The organism is Pseudotabrizicola sp. L79, from assembly GCF_036553525.1.
Taxonomy (GTDB): Bacteria; Pseudomonadota; Alphaproteobacteria; order Rhodobacterales; family Rhodobacteraceae; genus Pseudotabrizicola.
This window is the reverse complement of the sequence record NZ_JAZHDA010000051.1, coordinates 91,934-104,304: the sequence shown is the minus strand read 5'-3', so window position 1 is coordinate 104,304 and position 12,371 is coordinate 91,934. Positions and strand designations below refer to the sequence as shown.

General features: G+C 62.4%; 11 protein-coding genes. 5 read left to right on the top strand and 6 right to left on the bottom strand.

The features are described from left to right. The first annotated feature begins 23 nt into the window (after positions 1-23). From V3C85_RS12265 to V3C85_RS12250, 4 genes are read left to right on the top strand one after another with little or no spacing between them, the layout of a single operon-like run. Positions 24-1,352, top strand: coding sequence for a M16 family metallopeptidase (locus V3C85_RS12265; RefSeq protein WP_331795567.1), 1,329 nt, complete (start codon positions 24-26; stop codon positions 1,350-1,352). Further along, positions 1,352-2,662 carry a M16 family metallopeptidase gene (locus tag V3C85_RS12260; protein ID WP_331795385.1) on the top strand — a complete coding sequence of 437 codons (1,311 nt, stop codon included), beginning with the start codon at positions 1,352-1,354 and terminating at the stop codon, positions 2,660-2,662. The genes V3C85_RS12265 and V3C85_RS12260 overlap by 1 nt, the downstream gene beginning before the upstream one ends. A 45-nt stretch (positions 2,663-2,707) precedes the next feature. Then, positions 2,708-4,555 (top strand): DNA mismatch repair endonuclease MutL, encoded by a 1,848-nt coding sequence (gene mutL / locus V3C85_RS12255; protein ID WP_331795384.1) that lies wholly within the window; start codon positions 2,708-2,710, stop codon positions 4,553-4,555. Next, the gene (locus V3C85_RS12250; RefSeq protein ID WP_331795383.1) at positions 4,552-5,712 is read left to right on the top strand and encodes a DNA recombination protein RmuC; all 1,161 of its coding nucleotides are present in this window, start codon (positions 4,552-4,554) and stop codon (positions 5,710-5,712) included. Before mutL ends, V3C85_RS12250 begins: the two co-directional genes overlap by 4 nt. Before the next feature lie 89 nt (positions 5,713-5,801). On the opposite strand, the gene pheT is transcribed toward V3C85_RS12250, so the two are convergent. Further along, a complete protein-coding gene (gene pheT / locus V3C85_RS12245; RefSeq protein WP_331795382.1) occupies positions 5,802-8,213 on the bottom strand; it encodes a phenylalanine--tRNA ligase subunit beta in 2,412 nt (803 codons plus the stop codon). A 127-nt stretch (positions 8,214-8,340) separates the two neighbouring features. On the opposite strand from pheT, the gene V3C85_RS12240 reads away from it, so the two are divergent. Beyond that, positions 8,341-8,535: a hypothetical protein gene (locus V3C85_RS12240; RefSeq protein WP_331795381.1), complete on the top strand. Its 195-nt coding sequence runs from the start codon at positions 8,341-8,343 to the stop codon at positions 8,533-8,535. Here V3C85_RS12240 and pheS read toward each other — a convergent pair. The 5 genes from pheS to pyk form a co-directional block, all read right to left on the bottom strand. Further along, positions 8,525-9,604: a phenylalanine--tRNA ligase subunit alpha gene (pheS, locus tag V3C85_RS12235; RefSeq protein WP_445942015.1), complete on the bottom strand. Its 1,080-nt coding sequence runs from the start codon at positions 9,602-9,604 to the stop codon at positions 8,525-8,527. The genes V3C85_RS12240 and pheS overlap by 11 nt on opposite strands. Before the next feature lie 269 nt (positions 9,605-9,873). Further along, entirely contained in the window at positions 9,874-10,239 is a 366-nt protein-coding gene (rplT, locus tag V3C85_RS12230) for a 50S ribosomal protein L20 (RefSeq protein WP_331795380.1), read from the bottom strand. 12 nt (positions 10,240-10,251) lie between these two features. Beyond that, positions 10,252-10,452, bottom strand: a complete 201-nt coding sequence (gene rpmI, locus V3C85_RS12225) for a 50S ribosomal protein L35 (RefSeq protein WP_331795379.1) — start codon at positions 10,450-10,452, stop codon at positions 10,252-10,254. A 110-nt stretch (positions 10,453-10,562) separates the two neighbouring features. Continuing rightward, a complete protein-coding gene (locus tag V3C85_RS12220; RefSeq protein ID WP_331795378.1) occupies positions 10,563-10,787 on the bottom strand; it encodes a hypothetical protein in 225 nt (74 codons plus the stop codon). Between the two features lie 29 nt (positions 10,788-10,816). Next, complete coding sequence (gene pyk / locus V3C85_RS12215) at positions 10,817-12,262, bottom strand: pyruvate kinase (RefSeq protein ID WP_331795377.1); 1,446 nt, start codon at positions 12,260-12,262, stop codon at positions 10,817-10,819. Positions 12,263-12,371 lie beyond the last annotated feature (109 nt).

Sequence of the window (12,371 nt, the reverse complement as noted above, 5' to 3'; positions counted from 1 at the left end):
AATGATGTGGGAGGTCGGCGGTGATTTATCGCGCAACCCTGTGTGCCTTTTTGTCTGCAACCGCGGCGCAGGCCGCAGATGATGTGACGACGTTTTCTTTGGATAACGGCCTGAATGTTGTGGTGATCGAGGATCACCGCGCCGCCGTTGTCACACAGATGATCTGGTATCGCGTGGGGGCCGCCGATGAACCCCCCGGCCATTCCGGCATCGCTCATTTTCTGGAACATCTGATGTTTCAGGGCACCGCCAATCTTGAGCCGGGCGAATTCAGCGCCACGGTCGAGGCGAATGGCGGCGAAGACAACGCCTTTACCAGTTGGGATTACACCGCCTATTTCCAGCGGATCGCGGCGGATCGGCTGGATCTGATGATGCAGATGGAAGCTGACCGGATGCAGAATCTGCAACTGCTGGATCAGGATGTGCTGACCGAGCGCAATGTCATTCTGGAAGAGCGCAAGACCCGCACCGATTCCAGCCCCGGCGCCTTGATGAGCGAGCAAACCCGCGCGGCCCAATATCTGAACCATCCCTATGGAGTGCCAATCGTTGGTTGGAAGCATGAAATCGAGATGCTGGACCGACAGGATGCGCTGGATTTTTACAAGCGCTACTACGCCCCCAACAATGCCACGCTGGTGGTGGCGGGCGATGTCACACCCGATCAGGTGCGCGCACTTGCCGAAAAGCATTACGGCCCGTTGAAACCGTCAGAGGGCCTGATGCCACGCGACCGCCCGGCGGAACCGCCGCAATTGTCGGAACGCCGTTTGGTCTATGCCGATGCCCGCGTGTCAGAGCCCTATGTGATCCGCAGCTATCTGGCGCCCGAGCGTGATCCGGGCGATCAGGCCAAAGCCGCTGCGCTGACCATTCTGGCCGAACTTTTGGGCGGTTCAGGCACCACTTCTTTGTTCGCGCAGGCGCTGCAATTCGGGCCGGACCCGGTGGCCGTCTATTCTTCGGCCTTTTACGATGGCACAACGGTTGATGACACAACCTTTGGCGTCGTTGTCGTGCCTTCCCCGACCAAAACGCTGGCCGAGGCAGAGTCCGCGATGGATGCGGTGATCGCCACCTTTATCGAAGCCGGCCCGGATGCCGATGATTTTGCCCGGATCAAAACCCAGATCGCCGCTGCCCAGATCTATGCGCGCGATAATGTTGACGGCCTGGCCCGCCGCTATGGCGAGGGCCTGTCGATTGGCCTGACGATTGACGATATTCAGGCTTGGCCTGCCGTGCTGGATGCGGTGACGCCCGAAGCGGTGGTGGCCGTGGCGCAAGAGGTGCTGGACAAACGCCGCGCCGTGACCGGCTGGTTGCAGCCCGAAGAAGGGACGAACTGATGAAAATCCTGCGTCTTGCCGCCTTGTTTCTGGCGCTTGCCACCCCCCTGCGGGCCGAGATTGATATTCAGACCGTCACCTCGCCCGGGGGCATCAAGGCTTGGCTGATCGAAGATCACAACATCCCCTTTACGGCGCTGGAAATTCGCTTTCGGGGGGGCACGGCGCTGGATCAGCCGGGCAAACGGGGGGCCGTGAACCTGATGACGGCGCTGATTGAAGAAGGCACTGGCGATCTGGACAGCCCGGCCTTTGCCCGCGCCCGCGATTCGCTGGCGGCCAGCTTTTCCTTTGGTGCCGACGAAGATGCGGTGTCGGTCTCGGCCCGGTTTCTGACCGAAAACCGCGATCAGGCGCTGGATCTGCTGCGCCGTGCCTTGGTGGAACCCAGCTTCCCGCCCGAAGCGGTTGATCGGGTGCGCGGCCAGGTTCTGGCCAATATCCGGTCGGATGAGAAAGATCCGGGCAGTCTGGCCGGGCGCATGTTGCGGGCCATGGCCTTTGGGGATCACCCCTATGCCAGCCCCGGTGATGGCACGGCCGAAACCGTGGCGGCGCTGACGCGTGACGATATCGTGGCCGCCCATGCCGCCACGCTGGCACGCGACCGCATCTATGTGGCCGCTGCGGGCGATATCTCGGCGGCGGATCTGGGGGCGGTGCTGGATGCGCTGTTTTCGGGCCTGCCGGCCAGCGGTGCGCCCCTGCCGGATCGGGCACCGATGAATTTGACCGGTGGCGTGACCGTGGTTGACTTTCCCGGCCCGCAATCGACCGTTCTTTTCGCCCATGAGGGGATGAAGCGCGATGATCCTGATTTCTTCGCGGCGTCCATCCTGAATGAGATCATGGGCGGGGGCCGCTTTGGCGCGCGTCTGATGACAGAGGTGCGTGAAAAGCGCGGCCTGACCTATGGCATTGGCAGCTATCTGGTGGGCTATGATCAGGCCGAATTGTATATGGGCCAGTTCGCCACTGCGAATGGCACAGTGGCCGAGGCGATTGAGGTGGTGCGCGGTGAATGGGCGCGTATGGCGGACCAGGGGGTAACGCCCGAAGAACTTGAAACCGCAAAAACCTATATGACGGGCAGCTATCCGTTGCGCTTTGATGGCAACGGCTCGATCGCCAACATTCTGGTCGGAATGCAAATGATCGGGCTAGAGGCCGATTATCCCAAGACCCGCAATGACAAGGTGAATGCTGTCACGATAGAGGATGTGCAGCGGGTTGCGGCACGGCTGTATCAGCCGCAGGCCCTGCGGTTCGTGGTGGTGGGCCAGCCCGATGGGGTTGCAACAACCGACTAAGCGAATCTATGGCTCTTGGCCCTTTGGCCTGCTAGAATTGGGGATATGAATGTTTCGACCCCCAATATATCCACAGATCGCCCGCCGATCCGCCAACTGGATGAGGCCGCCATCAACCGCATTGCGGCGGGTGAGGTGGTCGAACGCCCGGCCTCGGCCGTGAAAGAGTTGGTGGAAAACGCACTGGATGCGGGGGCGACGCGCATCACGGTTGATTTTGCCGAGGGCGGCAAGACCCTGATCCGGGTCACTGACGATGGCTGCGGCATGACGGGGGCAGATCTGCCCTTGGCCGTGTCGCGCCATGCGACATCCAAGATCGACGGGTCTGATCTGTTGAACATCCGTTCTTTTGGCTTTCGGGGCGAGGCTTTGGCCTCGCTCGGGGCTGTTGGGCGGCTGACGATCACCAGCCGTGTCAAAGGGCAAGAGGCGGCGCAGATCGCGGTGCATGGGGGGCGGATGGCCGAGGTGCGGCCCGCCGCGCTGACCAAGGGCACGGTGGTTGAACTGCGTGATCTGTTCTATGCCACGCCTGCGCGGCTGAAATTTCTGCGCACAGATCGGGCCGAGACGCAGGCCATTGCCGATGTGGTGCGGCGCCTGGCCATGGCCGAGCCGTTTGTGGGCTTTACCCTGAACGAAGTGTCAGACGGATCGTCGCGCTGCCTGTTTCGTGCGGATCCGATGTCTGGCGATCTGTTCGATGCGCTGCACGGGCGGCTGACGGGCATCATCGGGGCCGATTTCACCGCCAATGCCATGAAGATCGACCTGGAGCGCGATGGCTTGCAGCTGTTGGGCTATGCGGCACTGCCGACCTATTCGCGCGGGTCTTCGGCGCAGCAGTATATCTTTGTGAATGGCCGCCCGGTGCAGGATCGTCTGTTGCTGGGGGCGCTGCGGGTGGCGTATTTCGACTTCCTCTCTCGTGATCGGCATCCTGCGGCGGTGCTGAACCTGATGGTTGATCCGGAACGGGTGGATGTGAATGTGCATCCGGCCAAATCCGAGGTGCGGTTTCGTGAACCCGAAGCTGCACGGTCGTTGATCATCAGTGGCCTGCGCCATGCGCTGTCGGGGGCGGGGCATCGGGCGTCATCTACGGTGGCGACCGAAACCCTGGCGGCGATGCGGCCCGAGCTGCCAGTGATGCAGCCCTTGTGGCGCTATCAACCGCCTGAGCGCCCGTCGGAGCAGGCGCTGCAATCGGCCTATGTGGCGCAGGCCCCCGGCCCCTTTGCGCCCACAGGTTTTGCCGAGGCCCCATCGGCCCGGCTGGCCGATCAAGCGGCCCCGGCAGAGATGACGTCCCACCCCTTGGGCGCGGCACGGGGGCAGGTGCATGAAAACTATATCATCGCGCAAACCGCCGATGGGATTGTGATTGTCGATCAACATGCGGCGCATGAGCGGCTGGTCTATGAACGGCTAAAGCGCCAGATGGCCGAGCATGGAATCACGCGTCAGGCCCTATTGATCCCCGAAATTGTTGAGCTTTCGGTTAACGACGCGGCGCGTTTGCTGGAGGCGGGCCCGGCGCTGGAAAGCCTTGGGCTGGTGATCGAGCCTTTTGGCGGCGGTGCCATTGCGGTGCGTGAGGTTCCGGCGATCTTGGGGCAGGTGTCGGCGGCTGCGCTGCTGCGCGATGTGCTGGATGAACTGGCTGATGCGGGGCAAAGCCAGCTGGTCAAGGCCCGGATTGATGCCGTTCTCAGCCGGATGGCGTGCCATGGCTCGGTTCGGTCGGGGCGGCAGATGCGGGCCGAGGAAATGAACGCTCTGTTGCGCGAAATGGAGGCAACGCCCCATTCCGGCCAGTGCAACCATGGCCGACCCACCTATGTGGAGCTGAAGCTGGCGGATATCGAAAAACTGTTTGGGCGCAGATGATTACGCTGTTTGGCCAAAGCTATGCCTGGGATGCGCCCGAGGTTTTGGTGCTGGGTGGCGTGGCCTTGGCCGTGCTGATTTTGCTGGTGCTGATCTGGCGGGCGGCGGGGCGGTCGGCGGTGATGGCGGGGCCTTTGATGCGCGAAATGGGCTGGCTGTCGCAGCGGGTGCAGCAGTTGGGCGACGGGCAAGAGCGGTTGGCCGGTGGCCTGCACCATGTCAGCGAGGCGCAGGCGGTGAGCCAGACGGCCATGCTGCGGATGATGGAACAGCGCCTTGCCGAAGTGCAGCGCCAGATGGGCGAAAGCCTGCATGGCACTGCCACGCGCACAGCGCGATCATTGGGCGAGTTGCATCAGCGGCTGGAAACCATCGACAAGGCACAGGCCAATATCGAAAAGCTTTCAGGCAATGTGCTGAGTTTGCAGGATATTCTTTCAAACAAGCAAACGCGTGGGGCCTTTGGTGAGATCCAGTTGCATGACATCGTGCAAAAGGCGCTGCCGAAGGATGCCTTTACCATGCAGGCCACCTTGTCGACTGGCAAAAGGGCCGATTGTCTGGTGCATTTGCCCAATCCGCCCGGCCCGATCGTGATTGATGCCAAGTTCCCGCTTGAGGCCTATGAAGCGCTGCGCAGGGCCGAAAATCCGCGTCAGATGCAAGAGGCCGGGCAGTTGTTGCGGGTGGCTGTTCGCACACATATTCGTGCAATTTCAGAGCGTTACATCATCGAGGGGGAAACCGCTGACGGGGCTTTGATGTTTTTGCCGTCAGAGGCGGTTTATGCGGAATTGCACGCCAATTTCCCCGATGTGGTGCGCGAAGGCTTTGCGGCCAAGGTCTGGATCGTGTCGCCCACCACTTGCATGGCCACGCTGAACACCATGCGGGCGGTTCTGAAAGACGCCCGGATGCGGGAGCAGGCTGAGGCGATCCGCAAGGAATTGTCGTTACTTTACAATGATGTAGAGCGGCTGGGGGCAAGGGTTGAAAACCTTGACCGCCATTTTGGACAGGCTGCGAAAGACATCGAAGAGATCAAGATTTCAACCGACAAGGCCACCAAGCGTGCCCGCCGATTGGACAATTTCGACTTTGAGGAGTTGGCCCCGGATGACCCCGCCAAGGTGATCGGGCCCACCGCCGCAGAATGACAAAAGGCCGCGAAAATGCGGCCTTTTTGCTGTGCACCCCCTGTGCACCCCCCGTGCACCTTTGGTGCAGACAGGAGGGCAGGCGGTGATCACCCGCGCAGGGTGCCGCCGGTGGCCTTGGTGACCTTCTCGATGATCTTGGCCGAAACGGATTCGATATCCTTTTCGGTCAGGGTGCCCGAGGTGGGTTGCAGCCGGACGGTCAGCGCGATGGATTTCTTGCCTGCCCCCATCTGCGCCTCGGCCTTTTCGCCTGTGAACTGGTCGAAGACCCGCACGCTTTCGATCAGGGCCTTGTCGGCGCCTTGGGCGGCGTTGACGGCAGTCAGCGCCTCGACCCCCTGATCGACGACAAAGGCAAAGTCACGATCCACCGCTTGCAGATCGCTGATCGTCAGCGCCGGGCGGGTGGGGGTTTTCACCTTGGGATAGGGGATATTGGCGACAAGGATGGTAAAGGCCACAGCCGGGCCTTTCACATCAAATTCGCGCAGGATCTTGGGGTGCACTTCGCCAAAGGTGGCCATCACATTCGGCCCCAGGCCAATGACGCCCGAGCGGCCGGGATGCCACCACGCGGCGACCTTGCGGGTGATCTGCACGCGGGCAGGCGCGCCAAGGGCGGCCAGCACCGATTCGGCATCGGCCTTGGCGTCGAACACATCCACGGGCCGACGGCTGCCATAGGGATCACGCGGGGCCGAGGCCCCCACCAGCAGACCGGTGGCTTGCAGATGCTGGTCGCCGGGTTCGCCACCCGTAAAGGCGGGGCCGATTTCGGCCAGCGAAAGATCCATGAAGCCGCGCGCCTGATTGCGGGCAGCGGCGCGCAAAAGGCCGGCCAGCAGGTCGGGGCGCAGATGCGTCATTTCAGACGAGATCGGGTTTTCGACGCGCAGGGCATCTTGCCCGCCGCCGAACAGGCTGGCGGCCTGGTGGTCGATAAAGCTGTAGGTGACACATTCGTTATAGCCCAAGGCCGCGATGGTGCGGCGGGCGGTGCGTTCACGCTGTTGCAGCGGGGTCAGGATCGGTTTGGGCACGCCTGCGGTGCCACGGGTCAGCGGTTTGCCCACCAGTTTGGTCAGGCTGGCGATGCGGGCGACCTCTTCCACCAGATCGGCCTCGCCCAGCACATCGGGGCGCCAGGTGGGCGGGGTGGCCATATCGCCGTTCAGGGTAAAGCCAAGCGCGGTCAGGGTGGCGCGCTGTTCGGCCTCGGGTATGTCCATCCCGACAAGGCTGATCACGCGGGCCGGGTTCAGCCGATAGGCGCGGGTGGTGTCGATGGGGGCGCCATCCTGCGCGATATGGCTGGGGGTGCCGCCGCAAAGGTCGATCACCATTTGCGTCGCCATATCAAGGCCGGGCAGGGTGAAGGCCGGATCGACGCCGCGTTCAAAGCGATAGCGGGCGTCGGAATTGATCTTCAGCGCCCGGCCCGTGGCGGCGATGGTGATCGGATCCCACCAGGCGGATTCGAGGAAGACATCGGTGGTGTCTTCGGTGCAGCCCGAATGTTCGCCGCCCATGATGCCCGCCAGCGATTCGACGCCTGCGGCATCGGAAATGGCCATCATGCCGTCGCGCAGGGTGTAGGTCTTGCCGTCCAGCGCCAGAAATTCCTCTCCGCCCTTGGCGGGGTGGATGCGCAGCGTGCCGCCCTGCACCTTGGCGGCGTCAAAGACGTGCAGCGGGCGGTTCAGGCCAAAGGTGAAGTAGTTGGTGATATCGACAAGGGCCGAGATCGGGCGCAGGCCGATGGCGCGCAGGCGCTGTTGCAGCCAAGCCGGAGAGGGGCCGTTCTTGACGCCACGGATCAGGCGGCCGGCGAAATGTGGGCAGCCCTTGGTTTTCAGCGCGGGGTCGATTTCGACGCGCACGGGGCTGTCAAACTGGCCGTCGATTTGCGGCACGGTCAGCGGTTTCAGCGTGCCAAGGCCACGGGCGGCCAGATCGCGCGCAATGCCATGCACGCCAAGCGCATCGGGGCGGTTGGGGGTGATCTTGATATGGATCATCGGGTCAACCGTGCCGGGGCGGTTTTCGGCCAGCCAGTCGATGAATTTCTGGCCCACCTCGCCCGAGGGCAGTTCGATGATGCCGTTATGTTCGTCTGACAGTTCCAGCTCGCGCTCGGACGCCATCATGCCGTGGGATTCGACGCCGCGAATTTTGCCCACGCCCAAAGTGGTGTCGATGCCGGGAACATAATCGCCCGGTTTGCACAGAACAACGGTGATGCCCGCGCGCGCATTGGGGGCGCCGCAGACGATCTGCTTTTCGCCCTCATCCGTTTGGACGCGGCAGACGCGCAGGCGGTCGGCATCGGGGTGTTGTTCGGCGTGCAGCACCTTGGCCAGCGTAAAGCCTGCCAGTTTGGCGGCCGGGTTCACCACCTCTTCCACCTCTAGCCCCAGATCGGTGAGGGCATAGAGGATGTCATCCAGCGGGGCCTGAGTGTCCAGGTGATCCTTGAGCCAGGAGAGGGTGAATTTCATCGCGGGCGTCCCTTTGATTTCTTGGGTCCGGCCTTAGCGCAAAGGCCGGGGAAGGGGAAGTGTGGGCTGGTCGGTTTCCAGATGCGAAACGGGTTGTCGCGGTTTGCGCAGGGAATTTGCCATAATTGTGCTGAACGGCGCAGGTAAAACCACGGGCATGATGGACCCAATGTTGAACATACCCAAGAACCTGAAGCGAAAGAACCCGTGGGTGCTGATCGTCATGATGGGCATTGCGGCGATCAGCTTCCTTCTGGCGGCCAACGCTTTCGTTTCGGTGGCGGCGGTGATGGCCCTGCCGCCAGCCGGTTTCAGCGGCTAAGGCCACCCGGCAGGTCGGGCATGTCCAGCGCGGCAAAGCCGTAGTGGCGCAGCCAGCGCAGATCGCCTTCAAAGAACGCGCGCAGATCGGGGATGCCGTATTTCAGCATGGCGATCCGGTCGATGCCAAGGCCAAAGGCAAAGCCCTGCCATTCGTTCGGATCAACCCCAGCGGCGGCCAGCACCTTGGGATGCACCATGCCGCTGCCCAGAATTTCCATCCACTTGTCGCCTTCGCCGATGCGCAGTTGCCCGCCGACGTTCGAGTAACGGATATCGACCTCGGCCGACGGTTCGGTAAAAGGGAAATGGCTGGCGCGGAAACGCAGTTCGACCTTGTCCACCTCAAAGAAGGCGCGGCAGAATTCTTCCAGCGTCCATTTCAGATTGGCCATGCTGATGTCGCGGTCAATGGCAAGGCCCTCGACCTGATGGAACATCGGGGTATGGGTCTGGTCCATATCCATGCGATACACGCGGCCCGGCGCGATGACGCGGATCGGCGCGCCCTTTTCCGTCATGGCGCGGATCTGCACCGGGCTGGTGTGGGTGCGCAGCACATGCGGCGGGCGGTCATCGCCGGGGGCGCGGTGCATGAAGAAGGTGTCATGCTCTTGCCGCGCGGGGTGTTCGGGCGGGATGTTCAGGGCATCAAAGTTATACCAGTCGGATTCGACCTGGGGGCCTTCGGCAACCGAAAAGCCCATGTCGGCAAAGATGGCGGTCAGTTCTTCCATCACCTGGCTGACCGGGTGGATGGTGCCGCGCGGGCGCGGGCGGCCGGGCAGGGTGACATCCAGCCATTCTGACTTCAGCCGCTCATTCAGCGCGGCATCGGCAAGGCCCGCCTTTTTGGCGCGCAGGGCGGCGTCGATTTCGGTTTTCAGCACATTCAGCGCGGCCCCGGCGGATTTGCGTTCCTCGGGGTCCATCTTGCCAAGCGTGGCCATCATGGCGCTGATCTCGCCCTTTTTGCCCAAGGCGGCCAGCCGCACCTCCTCTAGCGCGGCTTCGTCTGCGGCATTGGCCACAGCCTGAATGTATTTGCCACGAAGTTCGGTCAGTTCCATGTCACTTGCCTCCGGCGCTTAGCGCCTTGGGGTTAGCGGGAAGGGGGCGGGGATGCAAGGGTGGGCCTAGTCGTCAACACGGGCTGCTGATGGGTTTTGTCGCACCAAGCCAGACAGTGTGCGTGCCAGATCCAGCCCATCCAGCGCCAATTCTTTCCCAAGGTCGCCAGATGTGACGAAACCAAGGGTCTTTGACCTGTTTTCGCGGCCAGAACCAAAAAAGCCCCGACCTTGCGGCGGGGCTTTTGTGGTTTTCGATCTGGTCTGGCTCAGGCGGCCAGGGCGGCCTTGGCTTGGGCTGCGATGGCGTTGAACGCCTCGGGCTCGTGCACGGCGAGATCGGCGAGAACCTTGCGGTCCACTTCGATGCCGGCTTTGGTCAGGCCGTTGATCAGACGCGAATAGGTCATCTCGATGTCGAACAGACGCACAGCAGCGTTGATACGCTGGATCCACAGGGCGCGGAACTGACGCTTGCGGACCTTGCGGTCACGGGTTGCGTATTGCTGGGCTTTGTCAACAGCCTGAGTGGCCGTGCGGAAGTTGGTCGAGCGGGCGGCGTAGTAGCCTTTCGCTTTCTTAATGACCTTGCGGTGACGCGCGTGGGTCACCACGCCGGATTTAACGCGGGACATGTGTGTGACTCCTTAGCGGTTATAGGGCATGTACTTCTTGACGATCTTTTCATCGCTGTCGCACAGGATCATCGTCCCGGTTGCGTCGCGGATGAACTTCGTCGAGCGTTTGATCATGCCGTGGCGCTTGCCTGCCACGCCTGCCTTCACACGTCCCGAAGCGGTGAAGCTGAAGCGCTTCTTCGCTGCGGATTTGGTCTTCATCTTGGGCATTTCGATCTCCAATCGTCAAATGCGCGACTCGGCATGCCACATTGGCCGGCCACGCAGGCTTTCAGAAGTGGCTCTGATAGGGGGCATCGGGCCGATCTGCAAGCAGATAATCAGTGCAGAACCCGGCCAATGACGCGGAAGATGATATCGGGCAGCGCCGAAAGCGTCAGATCGGCAGGCTGGCCCATAAGCGCGGCCCCAAGCAACCCGGCAGATATCAGCAAAACGACGATGGCCACCCAAGGAGGGCGGCCATCGGCATAGGCGGCAAGCACCGAGGGGATGGACAGGGCGGCAAGCGCCAGCCCCACGACGAACATCAGGTCGTAATCCATCGCACCCTCTGGCATGGGGCAGGCCCGACTTATTCGGGATCTGCCTTGTAGATCAGCCGTTCGTCGCAGGGGGCGACGCGCAGAATGTTGGTGGTGCCCTGCACGTTGAAGGGCACGCCTGCGGTCAGCACGATCTGGTCGGTTTCGGTGGCAAAGCCGTGTTGACGCGCCGCGCGCACCGCCGAGATGACGGCCCCCTTGAAGCGGTCTTGCTCCTCGGTGATGACGCAATGCGCGCCCCAGGTCAGGCACAGGCGGCGGGCGGTGTTCATCAGCGGCGTCAGGGCGATGATCGGAACCTTGGGCCGTTCGCGCGCGACCAGACCCACCGTGGTGCCCGATTGCGAGAAGACAGCGATGGCCTTGATGTCGGTCGCCTCGGCGATTTCGCGGGCTGCGGCCACGATGCCATCCGCGACGGTCGAGCGTGCAACGGTGCGGCTGGCCTCGATCACCTGACGGTAGGTCGGATCGCTTTCGACCGAAACGGCCACGTTGTTCATCGTGGTCACGGCCTCGATCGGGAATTTGCCAGCGGCGGATTCGGCCGACAGCATGACGGCATCAGCGCCTTCGTAGATGGCGGTGGCCACGTCCGACACCTCGGCCCGGGTGGGCATGGGCGATTCGATCATCGATTCCAGCATCTGCGTGGCCACGATCACCGGCTTGGCGGCGGCGCGGGCCATCCGCACAAGGCGTTTCTGGATCGGGGGCACGGAATGGACCGGCAGTTCAACGCCAAGGTCACCACGGGCCACCATGATGCCATCAGACACGGCAAGAATGGCTGCATAGGCTTTGACGGCGGCGGGCTTTTCGATCTTTGACAGCACGGCGGCGCGGCCGCGGGCCAGTTCCTTGGCCTGAATCACGTCTTCGGGGCGCTGCACGAAGGACAGGGCCAGCCAATCGACGCCCAGTTCGCAGGCGAATTCCAGATCTTTCAGATCCTTGTCGGACAGGGCGGCCACGGGCAGAACCACGTCAGGCACGTTCACGCCCTTGCGGTTCGAAATGGTGCCGCCGACGGTCACGGTGCAATTGGCGAAATCCGGGCCGCAGTCATCGACTTGCAGGCGGATCTTGCCGTCATTGACCAGCAGGGTTGCGCCCGGTTCAAGGGCTGCAAAAATCTCGGGGTGCGGCAACTGCACGCGGTTGCCATCGCCCGGCGCATCATTGAGGTCGAGGCGGAACTTGTCGCCATCCTCAAGATCATGGGCGCCGTTGGCAAAGACGCCAACCCGCAGTTTCGGCCCCTGAAGATCGGCCAGAATGGCGATCGGGCGGCCCGTGTCAGATTCGATCTGACGGATGATCGCATGGCGGGCCCGGATGTCGTCATGGGTGCCATGGCTCATGTTCAGGCGGAACACATCGGCTCCTGCCTCAAACAATGCGCGGATCATTTCGTAATCATTGGATGCCGGGCCCAGTGTAGCCACGATTTTGACGTTCCGAAGGCGTCTCATGCCTTCCTCCTTCTTCAATATACATTTCGTGGTGGGCCAAGGGTGGGAATAGAGCAATCGAGGGGCTAGGGCAACTGGCGCTTTCGCGGGGATTGGCCTAAATGCGGAA